38 protein-coding genes are annotated in these 17620 nt (G+C 69.2%); 2 read left to right on the top strand and 36 right to left on the bottom strand.

Features of this window, described 5'->3' with window-relative positions; genetic code table 11:
• Positions 1 to 73 precede the first annotated feature (73 nt).
• From QCD66_RS26730 to QCD66_RS26685, 10 genes are read right to left on the bottom strand one after another with little or no spacing between them, the layout of a single operon-like run.
• Complete coding sequence (locus QCD66_RS26730; protein ID WP_375733306.1) at positions 74 to 340, bottom strand: hypothetical protein; 267 nt, start codon at positions 338 to 340, stop codon at positions 74 to 76.
• Entirely contained in the window at positions 340 to 570 is a 231-nt protein-coding gene (locus tag QCD66_RS26725) for a hypothetical protein (protein ID WP_375733305.1), read from the bottom strand. The genes QCD66_RS26730 and QCD66_RS26725 overlap by 1 nt, the downstream gene beginning before the upstream one ends.
• The gene (locus tag QCD66_RS26720) at positions 570 to 875 is read right to left on the bottom strand and encodes a WhiB family transcriptional regulator (protein WP_375733304.1); all 306 of its coding nucleotides are present in this window, start codon (positions 873 to 875) and stop codon (positions 570 to 572) included. Before QCD66_RS26720 ends, QCD66_RS26725 begins: the two co-directional genes overlap by 1 nt.
• Complete coding sequence (locus QCD66_RS26715) at positions 872 to 1393, bottom strand: DUF4326 domain-containing protein (protein ID WP_375733303.1); 522 nt, start codon at positions 1391 to 1393, stop codon at positions 872 to 874. The genes QCD66_RS26720 and QCD66_RS26715 overlap by 4 nt, the downstream gene beginning before the upstream one ends.
• Positions 1390 to 1746, bottom strand: a complete 357-nt coding sequence (locus QCD66_RS26710; RefSeq protein WP_375733302.1) for a hypothetical protein — start codon at positions 1744 to 1746, stop codon at positions 1390 to 1392. The genes QCD66_RS26715 and QCD66_RS26710 overlap by 4 nt, the downstream gene beginning before the upstream one ends.
• Positions 1743 to 2201, bottom strand: a complete 459-nt coding sequence (locus tag QCD66_RS26705; RefSeq protein WP_375733301.1) for a hypothetical protein — start codon at positions 2199 to 2201, stop codon at positions 1743 to 1745. Before QCD66_RS26705 ends, QCD66_RS26710 begins: the two co-directional genes overlap by 4 nt.
• The gene (locus QCD66_RS26700; RefSeq protein WP_375733300.1) at positions 2198 to 2461 is read right to left on the bottom strand and encodes a hypothetical protein; all 264 of its coding nucleotides are present in this window, start codon (positions 2459 to 2461) and stop codon (positions 2198 to 2200) included. The genes QCD66_RS26705 and QCD66_RS26700 overlap by 4 nt, the downstream gene beginning before the upstream one ends.
• Complete coding sequence (locus QCD66_RS26695; RefSeq protein WP_375733299.1) at positions 2458 to 2631, bottom strand: hypothetical protein; 174 nt, start codon at positions 2629 to 2631, stop codon at positions 2458 to 2460. The genes QCD66_RS26700 and QCD66_RS26695 overlap by 4 nt, the downstream gene beginning before the upstream one ends.
• Positions 2631 to 2894, bottom strand: coding sequence for a hypothetical protein (locus tag QCD66_RS26690; RefSeq protein WP_375733298.1), 264 nt, complete (start codon positions 2892 to 2894; stop codon positions 2631 to 2633). Before QCD66_RS26690 ends, QCD66_RS26695 begins: the two co-directional genes overlap by 1 nt.
• Positions 2894 to 3625, bottom strand: coding sequence for a hypothetical protein (locus tag QCD66_RS26685; RefSeq protein WP_375733297.1), 732 nt, complete (start codon positions 3623 to 3625; stop codon positions 2894 to 2896). Before QCD66_RS26685 ends, QCD66_RS26690 begins: the two co-directional genes overlap by 1 nt.
• Positions 3626 to 3781: 156 nt before the next feature.
• On the opposite strand from QCD66_RS26685, the gene QCD66_RS26680 reads away from it, so the two are divergent.
• Complete coding sequence (locus QCD66_RS26680) at positions 3782 to 4015, top strand: helix-turn-helix transcriptional regulator (RefSeq protein WP_375733296.1); 234 nt, start codon at positions 3782 to 3784, stop codon at positions 4013 to 4015.
• Positions 4016 to 4023: 8 nt separating this feature from the next.
• Here the strand turns inward: QCD66_RS26680 and QCD66_RS26675 are convergent, their stop codons facing one another.
• The 13 genes from QCD66_RS26675 to QCD66_RS26615 all read right to left on the bottom strand — a co-directional run bounded on the left by QCD66_RS26675 (position 4024) and on the right by QCD66_RS26615 (position 11293).
• Complete coding sequence (locus QCD66_RS26675) at positions 4024 to 4302, bottom strand: hypothetical protein (protein ID WP_375733295.1); 279 nt, start codon at positions 4300 to 4302, stop codon at positions 4024 to 4026.
• Positions 4303 to 4515: 213 nt separating this feature from the next.
• Entirely contained in the window at positions 4516 to 5127 is a 612-nt protein-coding gene (locus tag QCD66_RS26670; RefSeq protein WP_375733293.1) for an HNH endonuclease, read from the bottom strand.
• Positions 5124 to 5522 carry a hypothetical protein gene (locus QCD66_RS26665; protein ID WP_375733292.1) on the bottom strand — a complete coding sequence of 133 codons (399 nt, stop codon included), beginning with the start codon at positions 5520 to 5522 and terminating at the stop codon, positions 5124 to 5126. Before QCD66_RS26665 ends, QCD66_RS26670 begins: the two co-directional genes overlap by 4 nt.
• Positions 5519 to 6397 (bottom strand): exonuclease domain-containing protein, encoded by an 879-nt coding sequence (locus tag QCD66_RS26660; RefSeq protein WP_375733291.1) that lies wholly within the window; start codon positions 6395 to 6397, stop codon positions 5519 to 5521. The genes QCD66_RS26665 and QCD66_RS26660 overlap by 4 nt, the downstream gene beginning before the upstream one ends.
• A complete protein-coding gene (locus QCD66_RS26655; RefSeq protein ID WP_375733290.1) occupies positions 6394 to 6609 on the bottom strand; it encodes a hypothetical protein in 216 nt (71 codons plus the stop codon). The genes QCD66_RS26660 and QCD66_RS26655 overlap by 4 nt, the downstream gene beginning before the upstream one ends.
• Complete coding sequence (recT, locus tag QCD66_RS26650; protein ID WP_375733289.1) at positions 6606 to 7520, bottom strand: recombination protein RecT; 915 nt, start codon at positions 7518 to 7520, stop codon at positions 6606 to 6608. The genes QCD66_RS26655 and recT overlap by 4 nt, the downstream gene beginning before the upstream one ends.
• A gap of 4 nt (positions 7521 to 7524) precedes the next feature.
• Complete coding sequence (locus QCD66_RS26645) at positions 7525 to 8493, bottom strand: YqaJ viral recombinase family protein (protein ID WP_375733288.1); 969 nt, start codon at positions 8491 to 8493, stop codon at positions 7525 to 7527.
• Positions 8490 to 8777 (bottom strand): hypothetical protein, encoded by a 288-nt coding sequence (locus QCD66_RS26640; protein ID WP_375733287.1) that lies wholly within the window; start codon positions 8775 to 8777, stop codon positions 8490 to 8492. The genes QCD66_RS26645 and QCD66_RS26640 overlap by 4 nt, the downstream gene beginning before the upstream one ends.
• Positions 8770 to 9012: a hypothetical protein gene (locus QCD66_RS26635; protein WP_375733286.1), complete on the bottom strand. Its 243-nt coding sequence runs from the start codon at positions 9010 to 9012 to the stop codon at positions 8770 to 8772. Before QCD66_RS26635 ends, QCD66_RS26640 begins: the two co-directional genes overlap by 8 nt.
• On the bottom strand, positions 9009 to 9260 hold the full coding sequence (locus QCD66_RS26630) for a hypothetical protein (RefSeq protein ID WP_375733285.1): 252 nt from the start codon (positions 9258 to 9260) through the stop codon (positions 9009 to 9011). The genes QCD66_RS26635 and QCD66_RS26630 overlap by 4 nt, the downstream gene beginning before the upstream one ends.
• Complete coding sequence (locus tag QCD66_RS26625; RefSeq protein WP_407566838.1) at positions 9257 to 9436, bottom strand: hypothetical protein; 180 nt, start codon at positions 9434 to 9436, stop codon at positions 9257 to 9259. Before QCD66_RS26625 ends, QCD66_RS26630 begins: the two co-directional genes overlap by 4 nt.
• Positions 9437 to 9546: 110 nt before the next feature.
• Positions 9547 to 10395 (bottom strand): hypothetical protein, encoded by an 849-nt coding sequence (locus QCD66_RS26620; protein WP_375733284.1) that lies wholly within the window; start codon positions 10393 to 10395, stop codon positions 9547 to 9549.
• A 61-nt stretch (positions 10396 to 10456) separates the two neighbouring features.
• Entirely contained in the window at positions 10457 to 11293 is an 837-nt protein-coding gene (locus QCD66_RS26615; protein WP_375733283.1) for a GIY-YIG nuclease family protein, read from the bottom strand.
• An 87-nt stretch (positions 11294 to 11380) separates the two neighbouring features.
• On the opposite strand from QCD66_RS26615, the gene QCD66_RS26610 reads away from it, so the two are divergent.
• Positions 11381 to 11647, top strand: coding sequence for a hypothetical protein (locus tag QCD66_RS26610; protein WP_375733282.1), 267 nt, complete (start codon positions 11381 to 11383; stop codon positions 11645 to 11647).
• 14 nt (positions 11648 to 11661) lie between these two features.
• On the opposite strand, the gene QCD66_RS26605 is transcribed toward QCD66_RS26610, so the two are convergent.
• The 13 genes from QCD66_RS26605 to QCD66_RS26545 form a co-directional block, all read right to left on the bottom strand.
• Entirely contained in the window at positions 11662 to 11907 is a 246-nt protein-coding gene (locus QCD66_RS26605; protein ID WP_375733281.1) for a hypothetical protein, read from the bottom strand.
• Positions 11900 to 12496: a hypothetical protein gene (locus QCD66_RS26600; RefSeq protein ID WP_375733280.1), complete on the bottom strand. Its 597-nt coding sequence runs from the start codon at positions 12494 to 12496 to the stop codon at positions 11900 to 11902. Before QCD66_RS26600 ends, QCD66_RS26605 begins: the two co-directional genes overlap by 8 nt.
• A complete protein-coding gene (locus tag QCD66_RS26595; RefSeq protein WP_375733279.1) occupies positions 12450 to 12836 on the bottom strand; it encodes a hypothetical protein in 387 nt (128 codons plus the stop codon). The genes QCD66_RS26600 and QCD66_RS26595 overlap by 47 nt, the downstream gene beginning before the upstream one ends.
• Before the next feature lie 210 nt (positions 12837 to 13046).
• The gene (locus tag QCD66_RS26590; protein ID WP_375733278.1) at positions 13047 to 13328 is read right to left on the bottom strand and encodes a hypothetical protein; all 282 of its coding nucleotides are present in this window, start codon (positions 13326 to 13328) and stop codon (positions 13047 to 13049) included.
• Between the two features lie 8 nt (positions 13329 to 13336).
• Complete coding sequence (locus QCD66_RS26585) at positions 13337 to 13705, bottom strand: hypothetical protein (RefSeq protein ID WP_375733277.1); 369 nt, start codon at positions 13703 to 13705, stop codon at positions 13337 to 13339.
• Entirely contained in the window at positions 13702 to 14139 is a 438-nt protein-coding gene (locus QCD66_RS26580) for a hypothetical protein (protein WP_375733276.1), read from the bottom strand. Before QCD66_RS26580 ends, QCD66_RS26585 begins: the two co-directional genes overlap by 4 nt.
• Before the next feature lie 11 nt (positions 14140 to 14150).
• Positions 14151 to 14396, bottom strand: coding sequence for a hypothetical protein (locus QCD66_RS26575; protein ID WP_375733275.1), 246 nt, complete (start codon positions 14394 to 14396; stop codon positions 14151 to 14153).
• Positions 14393 to 14677 (bottom strand): hypothetical protein, encoded by a 285-nt coding sequence (locus QCD66_RS26570; RefSeq protein ID WP_375733274.1) that lies wholly within the window; start codon positions 14675 to 14677, stop codon positions 14393 to 14395. The genes QCD66_RS26575 and QCD66_RS26570 overlap by 4 nt, the downstream gene beginning before the upstream one ends.
• Before the next feature lie 97 nt (positions 14678 to 14774).
• Complete coding sequence (locus tag QCD66_RS26565) at positions 14775 to 14984, bottom strand: hypothetical protein (protein ID WP_375733273.1); 210 nt, start codon at positions 14982 to 14984, stop codon at positions 14775 to 14777.
• Positions 14981 to 15805, bottom strand: a complete 825-nt coding sequence (locus tag QCD66_RS26560) for a DNA adenine methylase (protein ID WP_375733272.1) — start codon at positions 15803 to 15805, stop codon at positions 14981 to 14983. The genes QCD66_RS26565 and QCD66_RS26560 overlap by 4 nt, the downstream gene beginning before the upstream one ends.
• Positions 15802 to 15969, bottom strand: coding sequence for a hypothetical protein (locus QCD66_RS26555; RefSeq protein WP_375733271.1), 168 nt, complete (start codon positions 15967 to 15969; stop codon positions 15802 to 15804). The genes QCD66_RS26560 and QCD66_RS26555 overlap by 4 nt, the downstream gene beginning before the upstream one ends.
• Positions 15966 to 17102: a DNA cytosine methyltransferase gene (locus QCD66_RS26550; RefSeq protein WP_375733270.1), complete on the bottom strand. Its 1137-nt coding sequence runs from the start codon at positions 17100 to 17102 to the stop codon at positions 15966 to 15968. The genes QCD66_RS26555 and QCD66_RS26550 overlap by 4 nt, the downstream gene beginning before the upstream one ends.
• Positions 17099 to 17575, bottom strand: a complete 477-nt coding sequence (locus QCD66_RS26545) for a hypothetical protein (protein WP_375733269.1) — start codon at positions 17573 to 17575, stop codon at positions 17099 to 17101. Before QCD66_RS26545 ends, QCD66_RS26550 begins: the two co-directional genes overlap by 4 nt.
• Positions 17576 to 17620: the final 45 nt, after the last annotated feature.

Genomic DNA, 17620 nt, shown 5'->3' with positions numbered 1-17620 from the left:
TACTTCGTCGCCGCAGCCGGTGCAGATGCCTTCGGGGAACGGGTCCGCAGCGTTGGCGGGGCCGGTGAGCAGTTCAGGCATGGCCGCCTCCGGGCGCCTGGAACGCAACCACGGGCTCGGCGCTGGTTTCGGATTTGAGGGTTCGGCGCCGCTCACCGGCCATAGTGATCGAGATCTGGCCACCCTGTCCGAGGGTGATCAGGTGCCGCTGCTCGAGGTCGTAGACGGCGGCATCGACGGAGCGGCCGGTGTCCTTGCGGACGTACTCAAAGTCGACGAGTTCGACCTGGTTGCTCTTGATGGCGTTCAGCAGTCGCTGGTCGGGGGCGAGGCGGGGCATCACGCACCCGCCTTCCGGCGCCGAGCCCGCCGCCGCTGGTGCCAGAAGTCGCGCACCGAGTAGCGGGCCAGCAGCGTCATGGAGAGGTACGTGTCGGCGCACCCGATACCGCCATGGGTGGGGCAGGGCTCGTCACGGTTCGGGATGCGGGTGAGCCGGCCTGCGGCCATGTCGATGCCGCAGGCGTGGACGGTGAGCGCCTTGCCGGTGACGCGGTCGAAGAGCCCCATCAGGCTGCCCTCAGCACGCGCAGGCCACCACGGCGCTTGACGGCGCGCCGCTCTTCCTCGGACATGCCGCCCCAGACGCCTGCGTCCTGTCCGGTTTCCAACGCGAAGTTGAGGCAGTCGTCGATGACGTCACAGCGTCGGCAGATGGCTTTGGCCCGCTCGGTCTGAAGTAGCGCCGGGCCGGAGGTCCCGATCGGGAAGAACGTCTCTGGATCGAGGTCCCTGCAGTTCGACTGGTGCCGCCAGTCCTCGTCTCGGACGGTGTCGAGCGGGTTGGCGGCGTTGTTCCATGAGTGGCGAGTCATACCGGCATCACCGCCCGGTTAGCGACTTCCAGCAGCACATCCGCGTGGCACGGCTGGTCGAGCGGGCACCAGCAGGCGAGGTGCTTTCCGGCCAACTCGCGGCGGACGTCCTCCACGGTCACGTACTCGCGGCGGCGGTCGCCGTCCTTGCCAACCCAGCGGCCGAACCACCGGCCACGCCCGTTCGGAAAAGCGGCCTGCATCGAGGGGGTGTCGGTGCCGAGCAGGGCGTGACGGTAGATCTCGACGATCTCGGCGCGGGTCATGTAGCGGACGTGGTGGACGGTGATGCGGCCGTCGGCGTGGTGCATGTCGTGGCGGGCGCCGTCGCCGGAGATGCGGCCCTCGTACTCCCAGGTGGCGGTGGGGTCGTCTCCGCCGGGGTAGCGGGCGAGGGCCTTGTGGGTGCGGTAGGCGAAGGGGTTGCCCCACTTCGAGCCGCGTCCGACGTAGACGGTGTTGTCGGGCATCCGCCAGCCGGCCGTACGGCGGCGCTGGATTCGCTGCGGCGCGTTCATCGGCCGTCACCCGTGGCGTTGGGGTCGGGCTGGCCGAGGATGGCGCGGGCCAGCCGGAGCGCATCCGTCCACGTCTCGTTCGTCGAGACGCCGGACGAGTAGCCCGGCTGGACCAGCCACCGGTGGCTGGGAATGTGGTCCGGGTGCTCGGTTTCGGTGGCCCAGTCGTCGTTCATGGCGTCCCCGATGTTCTGCAGCATCGCGGCGAGCGGGGCGGCGATGTCGGCGGGGACGTTCGGGGCGGGCTGGAGGCGTCCGTCGAGCCGGCCGGCGGCGGTGAGGACGATGTTGGCGACGTCGGAGGTGCGGCTGTAGGCAACAGTCTCGGTGGGGTCGGGCGTGGTGGTGGTCATGGCTGCTCCGTTTCGGTGAGATCGGTAACGGTGAGGACGACGAGCCCGTACGGGTGCGCCCCCTTCGGCACGACAGGGCCGATCCGGGGTGCACTTAGGTCGAGGTATTCGGCGGTGTCGTCCGGGATGACGCCCCAGCCGCGCTCGACCCGGTAGCCGGTCTTCGTCTTGACCCGCTTTTCCGGGGTGAGGGCGTCGATGCAGGGCTTGACGACGGCCGAGTAGTAGTTGTGGGCATCACGCCGTCCGGCCGACGTGAACCGCAACTCAACGTCGACATGGATGCGGCGGAGGCCGCGCGGCAGTTTGGCGAGGGCGGTCCAGCCGTAGGCGGTTTCGCGCCACGCTCGGCGGTCCTTGGCCACCACCATGTGGTGCTCGCGTTCGTTGGCGCTCTTCATGCGGATCGGTGCGGGGATGGCGATGGTCCAGGTGCGGGTGGTCGTGGTGGTCACCGGGACACCCCCGGTACCTTGACGGTTTCGACCAACCGCCCGCCCCGGTAGCTGCACGGGCGGGCCGACATTGGACGGGTGTCGGGGTACTCGATGCGCCACGTCGGATGCCACGGTGCTGAGTGCTTTTCACCGTCGAGCCGAATTCGCAGGCTGGCCGCGATGGTGCCGGTGATGACGCCGGGCTTGCCGTCTGCGACGACGCGCATGCCGCGCTTGGCGGGTACGCCGTAGTAGTTGCGGATGTACTGCATGCTCACCGGGCCACCGCCTGTCGGTTGCGGGCGGCTTCACGAACGATGGGCACGCAGGTGGGCGAGTTGGGGCAGAGCTGGCAGGCAAGGACGAGGGATTCGCCGGCGGGCCACATCTTGTTGCCGCAGCATCGGGCGGTCTCGTTGACGGTGTCCTGCTCGTGCTCGGCGGCCATCAGCGAACACCGCCATCCGCGTCGTCGTCCTTGGCGATGCAAGCCGGGCAGCGCTGCGGCTTTCCGTCCGGCGGGTACGCGTAGAACAGGTGCCCATAGCAGAAGTAGCCACCGCAGCCGTACTCGTCCCCGCCCGGCTCCTCGCCGCACAGGTAGGCCATTCCCCGGTCGATCTGCTCGTTGCAGCCGTCGAGGTTGCAGGTGTCGGGGACGTCGTAGCCGGCTTCGCGGCCATTGGGGAGGGTGTAGAACGCGTAGCCCATCAGCGCTCACCGCCCTCGGTGGTGCCGACGAACTCGACACCCGACACGAGCCCGGTCTCCGGGGTGGATACGAACGTCGGCGCCCAACCGTCAGCGATGAACTGTGCCGCCACGTGGCCGGGCACCCAGTGCTGCTCGCGGGCCGGATCCGACATCCACGACGCCAGTTCGTCCGAGGTTGCGAACACGGGTGAGATCGGCGACCCCTCGGAGACGGTTTCCCACAACTGCCAGCCGTCGCCGGTCGGCGGCTCGGACCGCTCCCACGCGTCGTAGGCGGCGACCTGCTCGGGCGTGCCCAGGTTGCCGCGACCCTCGCAGCCGGTGCAGACAGCCCACGTCTCGTAGTCCAGGCCGGCGGCTTCGATGATGGCCTTCGTGGCCGAGTAGCAGTCGATAGCGTCGTGGCCCCAGCCGCGCGGGTGGCGGCCGGCCAGCCCGCCGGAAAGAGCGGTCGCGGACGGATCGGCGGGGCGCTGGTTGGTGTAGACGGTGAGCGCCGACAGGTAGGGGTGCAGGGGGCGCCCGCGCTGCTGGTCGGCGATGTCCTCGCCGACCATGAGCAGGAGCTGGGCGATGCCCTCGACCCACTGGTAGGTGGCGTCGCGGGTGTAGCCGTTGCAGTCGGGGCAGGTTGGCAGGCGCAGGTCGTCGGACATGCGGTAGCCGGCCCAGACCTCGTTGAGGGGTGCGCCGAAGTCGATCGGCACCCGCTTGATTTCGCGTCCCATTGGCACTCCTCGGGAGTAGGGCATGTCTGTGGGTGCGCTGGTGCGCGCTGGGTGGGTTGCTGTGCGTGGGTGAGGCGTTGAAGTGCCTGCTAACCCGTCTGCCATCACCTTAACCCAACTAGGATGGGTTAAGGTAGACCCTACGCTGTTGGGTTTATGGAAGAGGAGTACATGACCGCCGCCGACGTCGCCCGATACCTCGGCGTCGACCGGAAGACCGTGTACACCAACCTTCGCGACCGTGAGAAGACCGGGTTTCCCGAACCCCACCGACGGATCGGACGGACCCCGGTATGGCGCGAAGAAGACCTCCGCGAATGGCGTGAGGCACACCCGGGCCGCCGCCGAAAGAAGGTCGACGTCAACCCGCCCGACGAACCCGAAGCCTGACCGGTCCATCACCGGCCACCGCCCGCCCGCGCCACCCTTGGCTGCTCCGCGTCACGCCGGTCCAGGATGTGCTGCACCGCCGCATCCCGGCTCGTACACCGAACTACGGGCTCGGCACGCCAGTACGCCGCCCACAAGTCGGTTCCAAGACCCGGACACCAGACGGCGCCGACCATGAACCCGGCCAGAAAGAACAGAACGGCATCGTCGTTGTCCTCCGCGGCCAGCCCGGCCTTGCGGATCGCCTTGACAGTGGCAGCCGGCAACGGCTTGGTCTTCTCGGACATGGGGCTACCTCCTGGTGGCCTTCGTCGTGGTCGTGGGCCTTCGGGCCGAGTACGAGCGGTGGCCGACATGCCAGCGCCCGCAGAACCCGCACTCGTAGGCGCGCAGCCGGTCCGCGGCGGCGCCAGCAGCAGCAAGCCTGGCGCGATGCTGCTCGGCGTACTCGCGGGTGGAGTGCGCTCGTTTGCCCTGGCAGGCGTTCTTACGGCGGGCCATCACACCTCCCACGGCGCACGACCAACCGGCGGCGCCGGCAGCGGCGGGATCGGATGGGAGTCCCAACCACAGCCCGGACAGGCGCCACCATCGGCACCATGCAGCTCGTCGCCGCACGACGGCACATGCGGCAGCCACAGCCCGTCAACGAGAAGGAACACCGATCCAAGCTGGCGGTGAGAGACCGGCGCCTCAGCCGGGTCAGCCATGCCGGACACGATCAGGCCGAGGTCAAGCGCCGCGGTCCGGTTGTGGTGCGCCCACCCGTGATCCCCGCGAACTCCATCACCGCAGAGGACTATGAGGTTGGTGAGGCTATTGTCGCCGCCCTGCGACCGCAGCCTGCGATGGTGAATCGAGTAGTCGACGCCGCGCTGACCGGACACAGGCCGGCCGCAGCGGACGCAACCACCATCGCGGGCGATCACCGCGGCGACCGTCGCCTTGTCCGGGCCGGTCACCTTTGGACGGCGCGACTTGACCGGCTTCGACTCCCGCACATGCCCAGACCGGGCCAGCGTCGAGAACGGAATCGGAAGCCCGGCCACGGCGTACTGGGCACGCCGGCGGCCGGACATCGGAGACAGCGGAGTACGGCGCGGCAGGCTCATCGGGCACCGACCACGTTCCACGTCGCGTGCACGTTCTTCGCCAACGCCGACATGACCACCGACTGCGAATTCAGGGTCCGCAGATGGTCCTGGGCGGCCTCCTTTGCCGCGCTCGCCAGTTCATACGCCTGCCGCTGATCGACGGTTGCCCGCTCGATGTACGCCTCCCGGTCGGCGACGGTGTAGCCGCCGCGCTCGACCTTCGGGCAGTCGCCAGCGAAGAACGCCCGACGCTTGGCCGCCTCGAAGTCGTGCTTGGCGGCCACCTCCTCGTTCCGCAGGTCGGCGAGCTGGCGGGCGGCGTCGTGCATGGCCCGCAGCACCCACCGCAGGGCGTTCTCTGCGTCGGTTGGCGTCCACGGCTCGTACGACGCGTCTTCCCACGGGCTGGTCACCGGGCACCGCCGAAGCTGCGAACCGGCCACTCCGTGGAGACGCCGTCCGCGCGCTGCCGCAACTCCTCCGCGTCGGCGAGCGCCGTCTCACGCTCGGCGTCGTCTGACGCCCGTTCGGCCTGGTGCTGCAAGTCGTTGGCCTGTCGTAACCAGAAGCGCGCCAGCCCCTCGGCCTGCTCAGCAGCCCAGCCGACCTGCGCGGCGTGCAGCTCCACGAGGGACAGCCGACCGAATGCCTGGAAGTTCCGGACCAACTCCATTGGGTAGCGGCGGTCCCGGTACATCTCCGCCACCTGCTCCGGATGCGCCAGTGCCAGCGCCCCACGCTGAGCCAGCCGGTACGCGATCCGGGCCGCGGCAAGAGCGTCCTCGGTGGCGTTGTGGGCGTCATCCAGCTTGACCGCGTAGTGGGCGGCCATGTCGACCAGCCTGCGGGAGCCCTTGCGGAACCGGTCGATGTGCTTGTCGATGAGTAGCACGTCCACGATCGGGCCGACCGGCCGGCCGAGACGGGCTTCCAACGTCGGCAGCCCGTGCCGGCGCAGCTCCCGGTCGAGCATGGTCAGATCGAAGCTGGCGTTCATCGCGATGACCGGGATGCCGTTCGCCTGCAGCTCCGTCAGGTGCGCAGCCACCAACTCCAGCACCTCGGCCGCAGGCTTGCCGTTGGCGCGGGCGTACTCGGTCGTGATGCCGTGCACCTCGGCTGCCTGTGCCGGAATGTCAACGTCGACTGCGATCAGGTGCGATGCCACCTCGGTCTGCTCGCCAGGACGGACGTGGGCCACAGTTGCGCTCACAATCCGGTCGTCGTCGACTGAGACGCCGGAACTCTCGACATCGAACGCCGAGAGGTTGCTCAGGTGCCAGCTCATGCCGCACCGTCCAGCAGGTAGGCGGCAAGGCGACGCCGGTCGTCCGGCGACAGCCACACCGTGTGGCCGTCGCTCTCGCCGGGCCGCGCGATCCACGCACCCATCCGGTGGCGGTCAAACCGCTCGACTACCAGCGATGCGCCGCGGTCGTCGCGGATCGTCAGCCCGTCGTCGTCGGTGGTGTACGCGTCCGCCGTGCTGTCGTTGCTCACTGGGCGCCACCGTTGGCGTCGGCCGGCTTCGCCGTGGTGGGCCAGCCCTCGTCGCCCGCGGTGTTGGCCGGCGGTCCGGACGTCGGCGCAACCACCTCCCCGTCCAGAACGTCCGGGTGCTCCGTCGACTCGGCCGGATCAACGTTCGGCGACAGGTCCACCCGTACGCCCTCGTCGGCGGCGAGCGCGTACGCCAACTCGGTCGACTTCGGCATGTACTTCGCCAACTGGCGGACGCACGTCTTGTGCGCCATCCCCTCGAAGTGGTCGACCCACGGCCCGAACACCTTGCCCTCGCGGGTCCGCGCGGTTGCGTTCTGGTCCCGGTACCGCTCCATGTCCTTGTGCGACATAACGTAGAAGGCGTAGCCGCCGGTCGTGAACTTCGCAATGGCGTAGTAGGCGACCGGGTTACCACGGTCCCCGAACAGGTCCGGCTTGTGGACGAGGGTGTCGGCAATGCCGTAGTCGACGTCGAACTCGTCACCCTCGTACACCGTGCGGGCGATCAGCGACGAGATCTTGCCGGAGCGGTGCGCCAGCTCAATCAGCCCCTGGTAGCCGATGACGAGTTGCGCCTTGTGGCTGTTTGCCTTCCGGTCCCAGAACGGCAGCAGCCAGGCGTGACCGAGGACGCCGGGTCGCAGCCCGAGCTGGGCGCAGGTCATGAGGGCGCCGAGGACGGAGGTGTCCTCGCACTTCGACAGGTTTCGGGTCATCCGCAGCGCGGTCAGGGCGTCACGGACGAGCTGGGTTGCTTCGGCGCCGCGGGGCATGGCGAGCTGGAATTCGGCGGACATGGAGCGGATGCGGTCGGCGATGGTGTTCTGGGCGACGCCGCCGTTTTCGCGGCGGGTGGCGAGCGCCTGCGCGGCGTTGGTCGGGGCGGTGGTTCCGTTGCTGGTGGCCATAGGGCTACTCCTTGACGTTCAGGGACCGGGTGGACGGCTTGCGGTACACGTCCGGGTTCGGTGCCGGAATGCTGTGGGTGGAGACAAGGTCGGCAACGAGGGCAGGCCAGTCGACGGCGCCCTTCTTGTTCGACCAGGTCGCGATTAGGTGGTCTTCGACGGTGGCGGAGTCGTGGGCGCCGATCAGCGCCTTCAACGCGGCCCCGGCAGCCTCTTTGCGCTGCTTGGCGGCGGACTCTTCGGCGCGAGCAGCGAGGTATGCGGCCTGAAGTTCGTAGGCGTCGGTGTCGGACAGGTCAACAACGGTGCCGTCCGACCGCGGGTACAGGCGGGCCAGGGCTTCGTTGTCGCCGGGTCCGATCGGCGGCTCGACGCCTTCGACGATGTGGGTGCGGTGCCAGTCGGTGACCTGGTCAACCATGTCCCGTTCGACGGCCATGTCGCGGACGATGGTGCGGTGCACGAGCCCCATGCCGGCGACGAGGCCGACGAGGTCGATGCGGGGCCGATCCATGACGTGCAACGTCCACCGGCACTGGAATTCGTAGCCGAGCGGTGTCGCCCCGTCGTCCCAGCCGACCGGCGCCCGGAACGACATCAGGCCGGCGGTCTTGCACTCCACGATGCCGGTGTCGGTGAGCCCGTCGGGGGAGCAGCGGCGCCACGAATGGTCGGGGTGGGCGTAGGTGCGGAACTTCGGCTGGCGAACCTGCTGGTCAAGCCGGATCGCGGCCTGGTCGAGCAGCCACGGCTCCAGCGCGGTGCCGAGGTCGGCGACCTGGGATTCCTTGTCGGCCCAGGTGCGGACGCCGGTCTTCTCTGCCCACACCTCCCAGGGGGTGCGGTGGGTGGAGAAGCCGAGGATGGCGGCGATGTCGGAGCCGCCGAACCCTTCGGAGCGGCGTGCCCGCCACTCGTCGTCAGAGATGTCCCAGCCGATGACGCCGACGGGGCCGGCAAGTGTGGCGGTCACAACAGTGCCTGTTCGATTGCCTCGGCGAGCGGCACCTGTTCCATGACCCACACGTCCTGGCGGTGCTCGTGCTGCTCGTCGCACCACGGGGGGCAGCCGTACTCGATGGTCCGGGCCTGCCAGGCGTTGCCGGACTCATCGAGGTTCAGGTAGCCGCGGGTGTTGCGGTGCTTGTAGTGCTCAATGGTGTGACCGTCGTGCTCGCCGCGGTCCATCCACATCCAGTCGCCGCAGTCGGCGGCGGGGATGACGGCTTCGAGCGGCTTCCAGTTCGGCTCAGTCACTCTCGTGGCTCCGTTCGAAGGTGCGGTCGGCGTCGAGGGCATGGCTGCGACACGGCCGCCCGTCGGAAGCGGTGCCCCAGCAGAGGGCGAGTAGGCCGGGAAGCGGGTCGCCGCAGTACGGGCACGGCGTCTCCTGCCGGCCGGCGGTCGCCAACTCGGGCGGCAGGGTGGCGTCGGCCAGCAGTGCGGGCAGGTCACCGAGATCCAGCACGGCGGAGTCGGGGCGGGCGGTCATCGGTCACCTCGCGCACCGGTAGAGCGGGCGGCCTGCTCGGCGAGGAAGGCGCGCAGTTCGGGTGACGCCGTCAGGTGCGAGTTCCAGCAGCGTTTCCCCGGCCCGATATAGGTGCAGTCGTGCCAGGTGCCGCACCAAGCGGACTCGGGGCTCTGCGGGCCGGTCCGCAGCATCATGGGGCCGTGACCCTCGGAGCAGGTTGGCGTTTTGACGGCCGGAACGTCGAGGTCCAGCAGCGGGGCGGTCACGACTTACCGCCGTTACAGACCTGCCCACTCAGAGGAGAAATCGTGTCGACCGAATGCCCGTAGTGAAGGTTCCGGGCCGCGTGCGCATCCCACAGCGACGTCTTCAGGTTGTGCCAGTCGGGCGAGTCCTTGAGGACGTAGTCCATAGCTTCGCCGACGCGGCTCGGCAGCGTCATCGGATGCGGCCGGCCTGGGCAGGGCGTGGAGTCCGAGTACCCTGCGATCGGCGTTCCGCCGCAAGACGGTGCCTTCAGTGGGCCAATGTGGTGGTGAGGACGGATCGAGGTCATGCCTGCTCGCCCGCCTTGGGCAGCGGGCTCAACGGCTGCCGGTACTCCAGCGTCAGCGGGCCAACGCTGCTCATCACCAGGCCCGGCGTCTTCGGCTTGTACCCGACAACCGGATCGGCGGGCTGCATGACGACCTCGGCACGTTGCTCGCTGCGCTTGGTGTAGGCGAACCACAGGGAACCGACCCGGTCCCGCCACAGGTCACCGGGGACCGGCGGCCACTCCGGCGGGGCGGCGTGGGCAACGGTGACCGGCTTGACGCCCAGTTCGACCTGGGAGGCGAAGCAGCCGGAGCTGTCCTTGCACTCGAAGTGCAGGGTGTCGGTGCCGCCAGCCTCGTAGGCTGTCGTCGACCCGGATGACGCGGGCGCCTTTGATGGTGATGTCGACGATCTCGCCGACACCGCACCCTCGGTCGCCGAGCCGGCCTTTTCGACCAACGCCGTCGGACCTTCCGGATAGTCGCAGTAGTCGGTGTCGCAGCCCCACTCGACCGTCCGCGCGACCGCGACGGACATCTTGACCTCGTCCGACCATGCGGCACTCAGCTCACGGCTGTTCTCGACGGTTATCTGCGACCAGTCCACGCTCAACGCTGCAAGCGCCCGGCCGGCCCGCCGACAGCAGTTGATGCAGCCACTCCCGTCGCCCATGTTCAGGCCGGACGGCTGGTGGGTTACCTGGAAGGTGCCCATGAGCAGGCTGTTGCCGTGCTCGTCCATGCCGATGGACGGGGTGATGACGATGTGCTCGGTGATCGGCTCGCACGGCAGCGTCAGGTTGCCGCTGTCGGTAGTCAGGGTGGCCAGCGCGAAGGGCTTCGGTGGCGGGTTGGTGATGGTCATGGGCGCTCCTATCGGGAGGCGGGAACGGTGGAGGGCGCGGCGGCAAGCACCTGCGACGGGTTCACTTCGGCGCCTCCGTTCGGGTCAGCCAGAGCGGAAAGCGGATGTCGTCGCGGCCCTCGTTGATGGCGTAGAGGCGCAACTCGGCGGCTTCGACTTGCATGCGCTGTTCGCCGATCAGTTGCAGCAGATCGATGTACGACAGGTCGAGCACGTCGGCGACCGACTGCTTCGTCAGCCGCGCCACCTGTTCGATCAGCTCGTCTTCGATGTCGCAGGGCCGCTGGGGTGGGATCTGACGTCCGTCGCCAGTGCGACCAAAGAGGCGTCCGATCGACTCGGCAGCTTCGGCGCGAGTCTGCTCCCAGACGTCTCGGCGAATGAGAACGAAGTCGTCGCTCATGAAGTCTTCGAGTGACAGCCCGATGCCGGTTCGCTCGGTGTAGGCGCGCTGGTCTGCGACCCACCTAGCGAGCCACGGCTGATGCACATCGGCGTCGTACCGGTCGAATTGCAGCGCTTCCGCGAAGCGGATCACCTCGTCAACGTCCAAACCCGCGAAAGCCTCGCGGCTCTGCGGCAACTGCTGACCTCTAGCCCGGCAGAAGGCAAGGAGTGCCTGCTCGTTGGCTTCCGGCTTGCTGTGTGGGCCGGAGACCCAGAGGCGGTTGAGGGGACCACACGTGCTGAATGTCCGGATGTGCTTGGTGAGGCGTTCTTGTACTGCCTTCGTGTAGCCAACTTTGGTTGTGTCGCCGAAGCGCAGGACGTAGATGTGACCTTCCTGGTGCAAGCGCTCCGGGTTCCTGAAGCGGGGCAGGTTGTTGCCCGTTCCGAGGTCGGCGGGGCCGAGATTCAGGAAGGGGTAGTGCGCTGGGGCGTCGTCGAGCTGTGTCACTCAGAACTCCGATGTCTCACGGTGTTATAACTTGAAGCTACACTGTTGTCTCATGAGGAGACAAGTGACTGCGGCAGAATCAGCCGCATGGCCGACGAAGAAGACCCGAAGGTGAGCGCCCTGGCCGAGGTCAAGGCAGCATCCGACCAGCACGAAGACGCCCAGAACGCCGAAGAGGAGAAGCGCAAGGCTCTCCACGACGCGATCGTGAAGGCGCTGCAAGCTGGGGCTGGTCCGTCGGCGATTGAGCGCGTCAGCCACTACGACCGGCAGCACATCGACCGCATCCGTAAGGCTGCTGGCTTGCCGCCGACCAGGCGGCCAACCGTCCAGCGGATCCCGAAGGGCGAGTGAGGTCGGCGGCCGGCTCACCAGTCACCGTCCTCGCGGCGCCACCGCGCGACCCGCTCCCGGATCCGCTGCTGCCCCTCTTCCCACCGGACGATCCGTGATGGGTCGGCGGCATCCTGCTCGGCCTGTAGCCGCTTGGCGGCCTCGACCACATTCAGCAGCGCCCGGCGGGCTTCCTCAGGCAGTTCGCCGCTGCCGCGCACCGAGGCGACGACCTGGCCGTTGTCGTCGACCAGCGGACGGCACCGCTCCCGCTCAGCCACGGCTGCCACCGCCCGCTGTTTCGACCTCACGCACTCGGCGCGGCTTCACGTCCCGCCACGACAGGCCGTGCACCTCATGCCGTTCGTTGACCGCGATTGCATAGCTGTCGAGCCACACCGCCCACCAGCGGCCAACCTCCCGGCCGCGCACTGACGGGCCATCCGAGGCAACCCAACCGGCGCAGTCGCAGCCTGGCTCCGAACACGCCGACCCGACATGCCGGTCCACGCCGCGCAGCGTGTCGACTTGGCCGGCGAGCACGGGGCACGCCTTGCGGCTGTACGCCGCGCACTCCGGATGCAAAGCGGCCTCGGGGCTGTACCGGTCGGCGAGTTGGGCGTCGGTGACGAACACGACCATCGGCGATCCGAGCGGGTCGCCGCAGATCTGGCACCGGAACTCGGAGATGCACCGCATCGCCTTGCTGCGGTGCACGGCGCCGAGAACTGGGCGGCCGTCGGCGAGGACGACGGAGATGTGCGGGACGACCCTGCCGCCGGCGAGGGGGCGGTGGGTGCAGCGGGCGGGGATCGCGAACTGGTCAGCCACGGTGGCCACCGCCTCGCCGCTGGCGACGCTCAGCCTCACGGCGACGCGCCTTAGCTACATCGAGCGCAGTCGCAAGCTCGTCATGAGGCGGGTCGAAGTCGGTTACCGAGCAGCGCCCGCACCAGCGGCGCCGGTACGCAACCCCGTGATGGGTAGCTGGCTGCCGCTCCTGCCACTGGTGGCCGGTCACGGTGCAGTCGACCTTTTCGGCGCACCGCCGGCACCACGCCCGCCCGTCGGGAAGCACGATCCAGCCCTCGTAGCGGGCCTGCTCGATGGCTGCGGCTTCGGTGTCGAAGTGCGACGTGCCGCTGTACCACGGCTCGCACGGCCCGCCGTCGCAGACGATCTCGATGCAGGTCTTCGAACGGAAGGTCATCGGTGTGCCCCGCCTCGCCACGGCACGATCACGCTGGCCACCTCGACCGGGCCGCGCCGCACCGGGATCAGCGACACCCGACCCACAGCCGGCCGAGGCCGGCGGACACGACGCCGTAGCCACACCAGTGCTGCCAGCGCGGCCACGATCAGCCCGACACCAAGCACCCAGCCCTCAACCGCACCCGCCAGCACGGCGGCAGCGAGACGGTCAGCCACCGTGCACCGCCTCACGCGCACTGGTCAGGTCGACGGTCGTGTCGTCCGAGCAGCGCGGGCACAGGGCGGGGGAGACGTGACGACGCGACCGCGGGCGGACGGGCGCAGGCTCGGGCTCGTCGGCCAGGTCGCCGGGCACGTCGACCGGCTCGCTGCCGTCCGATCGCACCGCCCACACCACGCCGGCCGCGACGAGCAACATCAGCGTCACCTGGAACGCGAACGCGACCAGCAGATCGGCGGGCGTGATCCAGACCAGTTCGATTGGCTGCACCGACCCCATCACGACGCCCTCTCAGCATGCGGACGCGTCAGACGACGCACCCGAACCGACAGTTCGTCCGGCATCTCGTCGGCGAGGTGATCGAGTTCGTTGAGGCGACCCGACAGCCGGCCCAGCGTCACAAGCGCCTGAGCTTTCTCCGTCAGCGCGGCAACCCTCAGCCGATCGGCTTCCTGGCACAGTTCGTCGGCGGCCTTCGCTTCGGCGCGCAGGTCGGCAACCGTCTGCTCGGCCTGCCACAGTTCGTGCTCGTACGCGTCGGCGCGGTCGCGGTGGTGGCGGGCCCGCTGCTCGGCCTGCGTCCGGGCCGCTTCGAGGGCGCGCAGGTTCCACCACCAGACGGCCAGCCGGTTCCACCACGTCTTCACGACGACCGCCCCACCTGGTCAGCAACAACCGACGTCCGCAGGTCGGCGGGCACCTCCCACTGCTCGGTTGCCCCGTGCTTCGGGTGGTGGTTCCAGCGGCGCTCCCACGCGGCGGCGATCTCCCTGTTCAGGGCAGCGACGTCGGCGTCAACCTCGTCGCGGGTCCGCGGCCGGGCGGCGGTCGGGATTGGGCGCGGCGGGTTGATGACCGGCCACTGCTTGGGGATTGCCGTCGGTGCTGGACGCAGGTCCGCAACCGGCGGGAATGCGGCCTTCGTGGCCGGCGGGTCAACCGGATCGACCGCAGGCGGCACTTCCTCGGCCGACAGCTCGAGGTAGAGGCGACGCAGCCGCCGGTACGACATCAGTCCGGCCAGGAAGCCGATCAGCATGTAGAGGATGCACGCCGCGATCTCCTGGCCGGCGGCGGCCACGAAGTTGCCGATCATCGGCCGGCCTCCTGGTCCAGGTGGTCATACAAGTCCTCGATCAGGTCTTCGGCGACACTCGGCGTCACGAGCTGGCGCATCACCAGTTCGAGTTGGCCACGCAGCTCGGCGTTCTCGGCGACGAGGTAATTCCGCTCGTCCGCGAGCGCCATGCGGGCCGTGTCGGCGCGGTCCCAGCGGATCAGCGCACCGATGAGCAGGACGCCGGTGACGACAACGGCGGCGACCAGGAGCCCCGTCACAGCCGTGCCCCCGTACCGAAGCGGGGCCGCGGGCCGGGGGAGGCCGCCCAGTCGTAGCCAGGACGTCGCCGGCCCGGCCAGTTGACGGGCGGCACCACGCCGTTGACGGCCGGCAGCACCAGGGTCGGGGCATCCGGTGCCGGGCGCGGCGGCCGGGCCAACATTCGGTTGGCGGCCTTGGCGACCGCGCACGGCTTCGGCGGCGCGTACTCGTCGCCGAGCACCCAGCGGCATACGACGGCGGCGCAGAGGCGACCGCCAAGGCGGATGATCAAGCTCATTGGACCTCCAAGGTCAGGACGGGAAGGGGAGGAAAGCGGGGCGGGCGGGTGTCGAGCCCGCGCGGCCGGCTGGCAGCCACCGACACCGCCCCCACGGCTACGAGCCGCGCGGTCGCGGGAAGCAGGTCGTGCAGAAGCGGGCAGAACGCGCCGCCAGATGGCCGGCGGCAGGCCGCGGCACGACCATTCGCGCCATCAACAGACCGCACGTGGTCCGATCAGCAACAGGCCTGTGCGCGAGCGACCAGTCGTCGACCTTCACGGCCACGTCATCGGTGTCCAGCACCCCGGCAGGCAGGCCGCTCACGCCGGCACCTCCAACGCGTCGAACAGCGACGCTTGGCGACCCAGCGGACGGTTGCTCCACAGCACCTCGGTCCGGCCCTCGTACGTGCCGCCCTGCCCCGTGCCGGTGGCGATTTCGACCCGATCCCACGCCCCGTACAGGTCGCCGTACAGCGGCGACGCGTACCCGGACACCACCACCGCGGCGCGGGCCTCGAGTAGCGCCTCCGCCAACTCCCGGTGCCCGGCCTCGTCCGGCATTTCGTGCCGGTAGTTAGTGCCGCCACGGGTGCTCTTCAGGTACGGCGGGTCGACGTACAGCAGAGTCGACGGGTGCTGCCCGTACTGGGCGATAACCTCCAGCGCGGGCCGGGCCTCGAGGGAGACAGCCATCAGCCGGCGTGCGGCAGGAGGCAGCCGGCTGCGGTAGGCATCGAGGTAGGCAGGCATCGAAATCGAGGTGCCGGCCGGGTCGACGTAGTACCGCCATCCCGTCTTGCGGAGCGTTCCGGACCGGCCCTGCGACAGCAGCACCCACACCCGGCGGGCCGTCTCCAACTCGTCATCGGCGGGCTGGTAGGCCTCGAGGTGTTCGACCCGCGAATGCGGGGTGAACGCCACCACCCGCTCCAGGTCGTCGAGCCGGTCGCGGCAGACACGCCAGAAGGTGACGAGGTCTTGGTCGAGGTCGTTGACGGTTTCGAGCTTCGACGGCGGCTTGGCCAGCAGGACGGCCAGTGATCCACAGTACGGCTCTACGTAGTGCTCGTGGGGTGGTAGTAGGCGCACGATCTGGGAGGCGATCGTCGCCTTGCTGCCGTAGTAGCCGATCGGAGGCTTCACGACGCCCCCAGGGCATGCAGTGCGACAACGAGCAGCGTCAAACCGACCGCGATCGTGCCGGCGACGAACAGCCAGCCGGCCCAGCGCTCACGGCGGGCGGCACGGTCGGCGTCGGCGTCACGCTCCACGCTCTCGGGGAACGTCGGCACGTGGTTGGCGTTCATGCCGCCACCCCAAACTGCCGGGAAGCGCCAACACCGGCTGCTGCGGCAACGATGGCTGTAGCCAGCACCGGGGGAACGGCGTTGGCTACCTGAAGGAACTGACTGGTCTTGGTGCCGTGCCAGGGGTAGTCGGCGGGGAAGGACTGGAGAACGGCAGCCTCCGAAATGCCGACCTGCCGGCTCGCCTCCTTGGTCTTCCAGGTCAGATTCCCAGGGCGGCTGCACAGCACCGTTGCCGCGGGCTCGTCCAGACTGCGGACGGTGGCGTTGCCGCGCTCGCCTGCGTGCAGCTCCCAGCGGCCTGCGTTCGACACCACGGTCGGCGCGGGGCGGTCGACGGAGCGGCGGTAGGGCAGGCGGCCTGCGGACGTCTCGGTGCGGTTCTCGGTTTCGAGGGTCCAGCCGGTGGCGTAGCTGCTGCCCTGTCCGTAGGCCCAGCGAGGCGACCGGGCGCCGCAGACGGTTCGGGCCGGCCCGTCAATGCCGGTCCAGCCGAGGGCCTGGGCCATGGACACCCATGGAAACCGAGCGCCGAACAGCGCGCTTGCTGGCGGGTTCTGCTCGTGGGTCGTTTCGGGCTGAAAAACGGGGCGAACGCGGGAGGCAATCAGGATGGCACGGCGGCGGGTCTGCGGTACGCCGTAGTCGGCGGCGTTGAGGATGCCGGTCCAGACGGAGTAGCCCCAGCCGCGGAGCACGTCGCCGATGTGCTGCCATAGGTCGAGCACCGGCGGAACCTGCTCTAGGGCGGCCCACGGAGGGCGGAGGTCGCGAATCCAGCGAACGGGCTGGGCAGCATGGTGGGAGCGGTCGTCGGCCCAACCGTCGCCCGGATCGTTGCCGCCGGCCGCATAGTCGTCAATGAGCTGGTGAACGCGCTCCTTGTCCTGCTCGCCGGCTCGCTTGCCCGCGGGCGAAAACGCCTGACAGGGCGGCGATGCAATGTAGCCGGTGACGCGGCCAACAAAGGGGGCGGTGGGATAGGTGGCGACATCGCAGCGGATGCGGGGGTGGCCCGCCTTGACGGCAGTGATGCAGGCGTCGTGCCACTTTTCGAGGCCAACGGTGGGTAGGCCGAGCATGCGGGCGCCTTGGTCCCAGCCGCCAGCGCCAGCGTAGGCGTCGAGAATCACGCGGCCACCGCCGACACTGCGATGTCCGACCGGTCCAGCAGGGCCGGCCACGCGCACCGCTCCGCCGGGCTCGCGTCGAACACGGTCAAGAACGCGTCCACCGGCTCGGGCAGCGGCACCGAGATGTCCTGCCACGCCCCGTACTGGTCCAGCACCTGGGCACGAACCTGGTCGCCGACCTCCTCGAGGCGGATCCCGGCCACCTCGGGCGCTGGACCCTCGACCTGGCGGGCGAGCCAGTTCGCGACCGGGTTGCGGTGGCCGTCGTGCTGGTTTCCGGTGACACCGTCCGTGATCAGCTTCGCAGCGACCGCCTCACGGGTCGAGCCCAGCTCATCCAGGTGGTCGGCGATCGTTTGCTCCCACTCGTCCGACCTGAGCGCGTCCGGGTAGTAGCCGACGTATTCGGTCGGCAGGGTGACCCCGGCGATGGCGGCAACCGTCTGCGGGTCCTGCCAGGCGGGGTCCGTCATGGTCGGCAGGTGCCGAGCGCCGTCGAGAACGGGCCAGCTTGCGCG

It is taken from the genome of Polymorphospora sp. A560 (genome assembly GCF_045781765.1).
Classification (GTDB): domain Bacteria; phylum Actinomycetota; class Actinomycetes; order Mycobacteriales; family Micromonosporaceae; genus Polymorphospora; species Polymorphospora lycopeni.
This window is presented reverse-complemented; position numbering and strand designations above follow the sequence as displayed.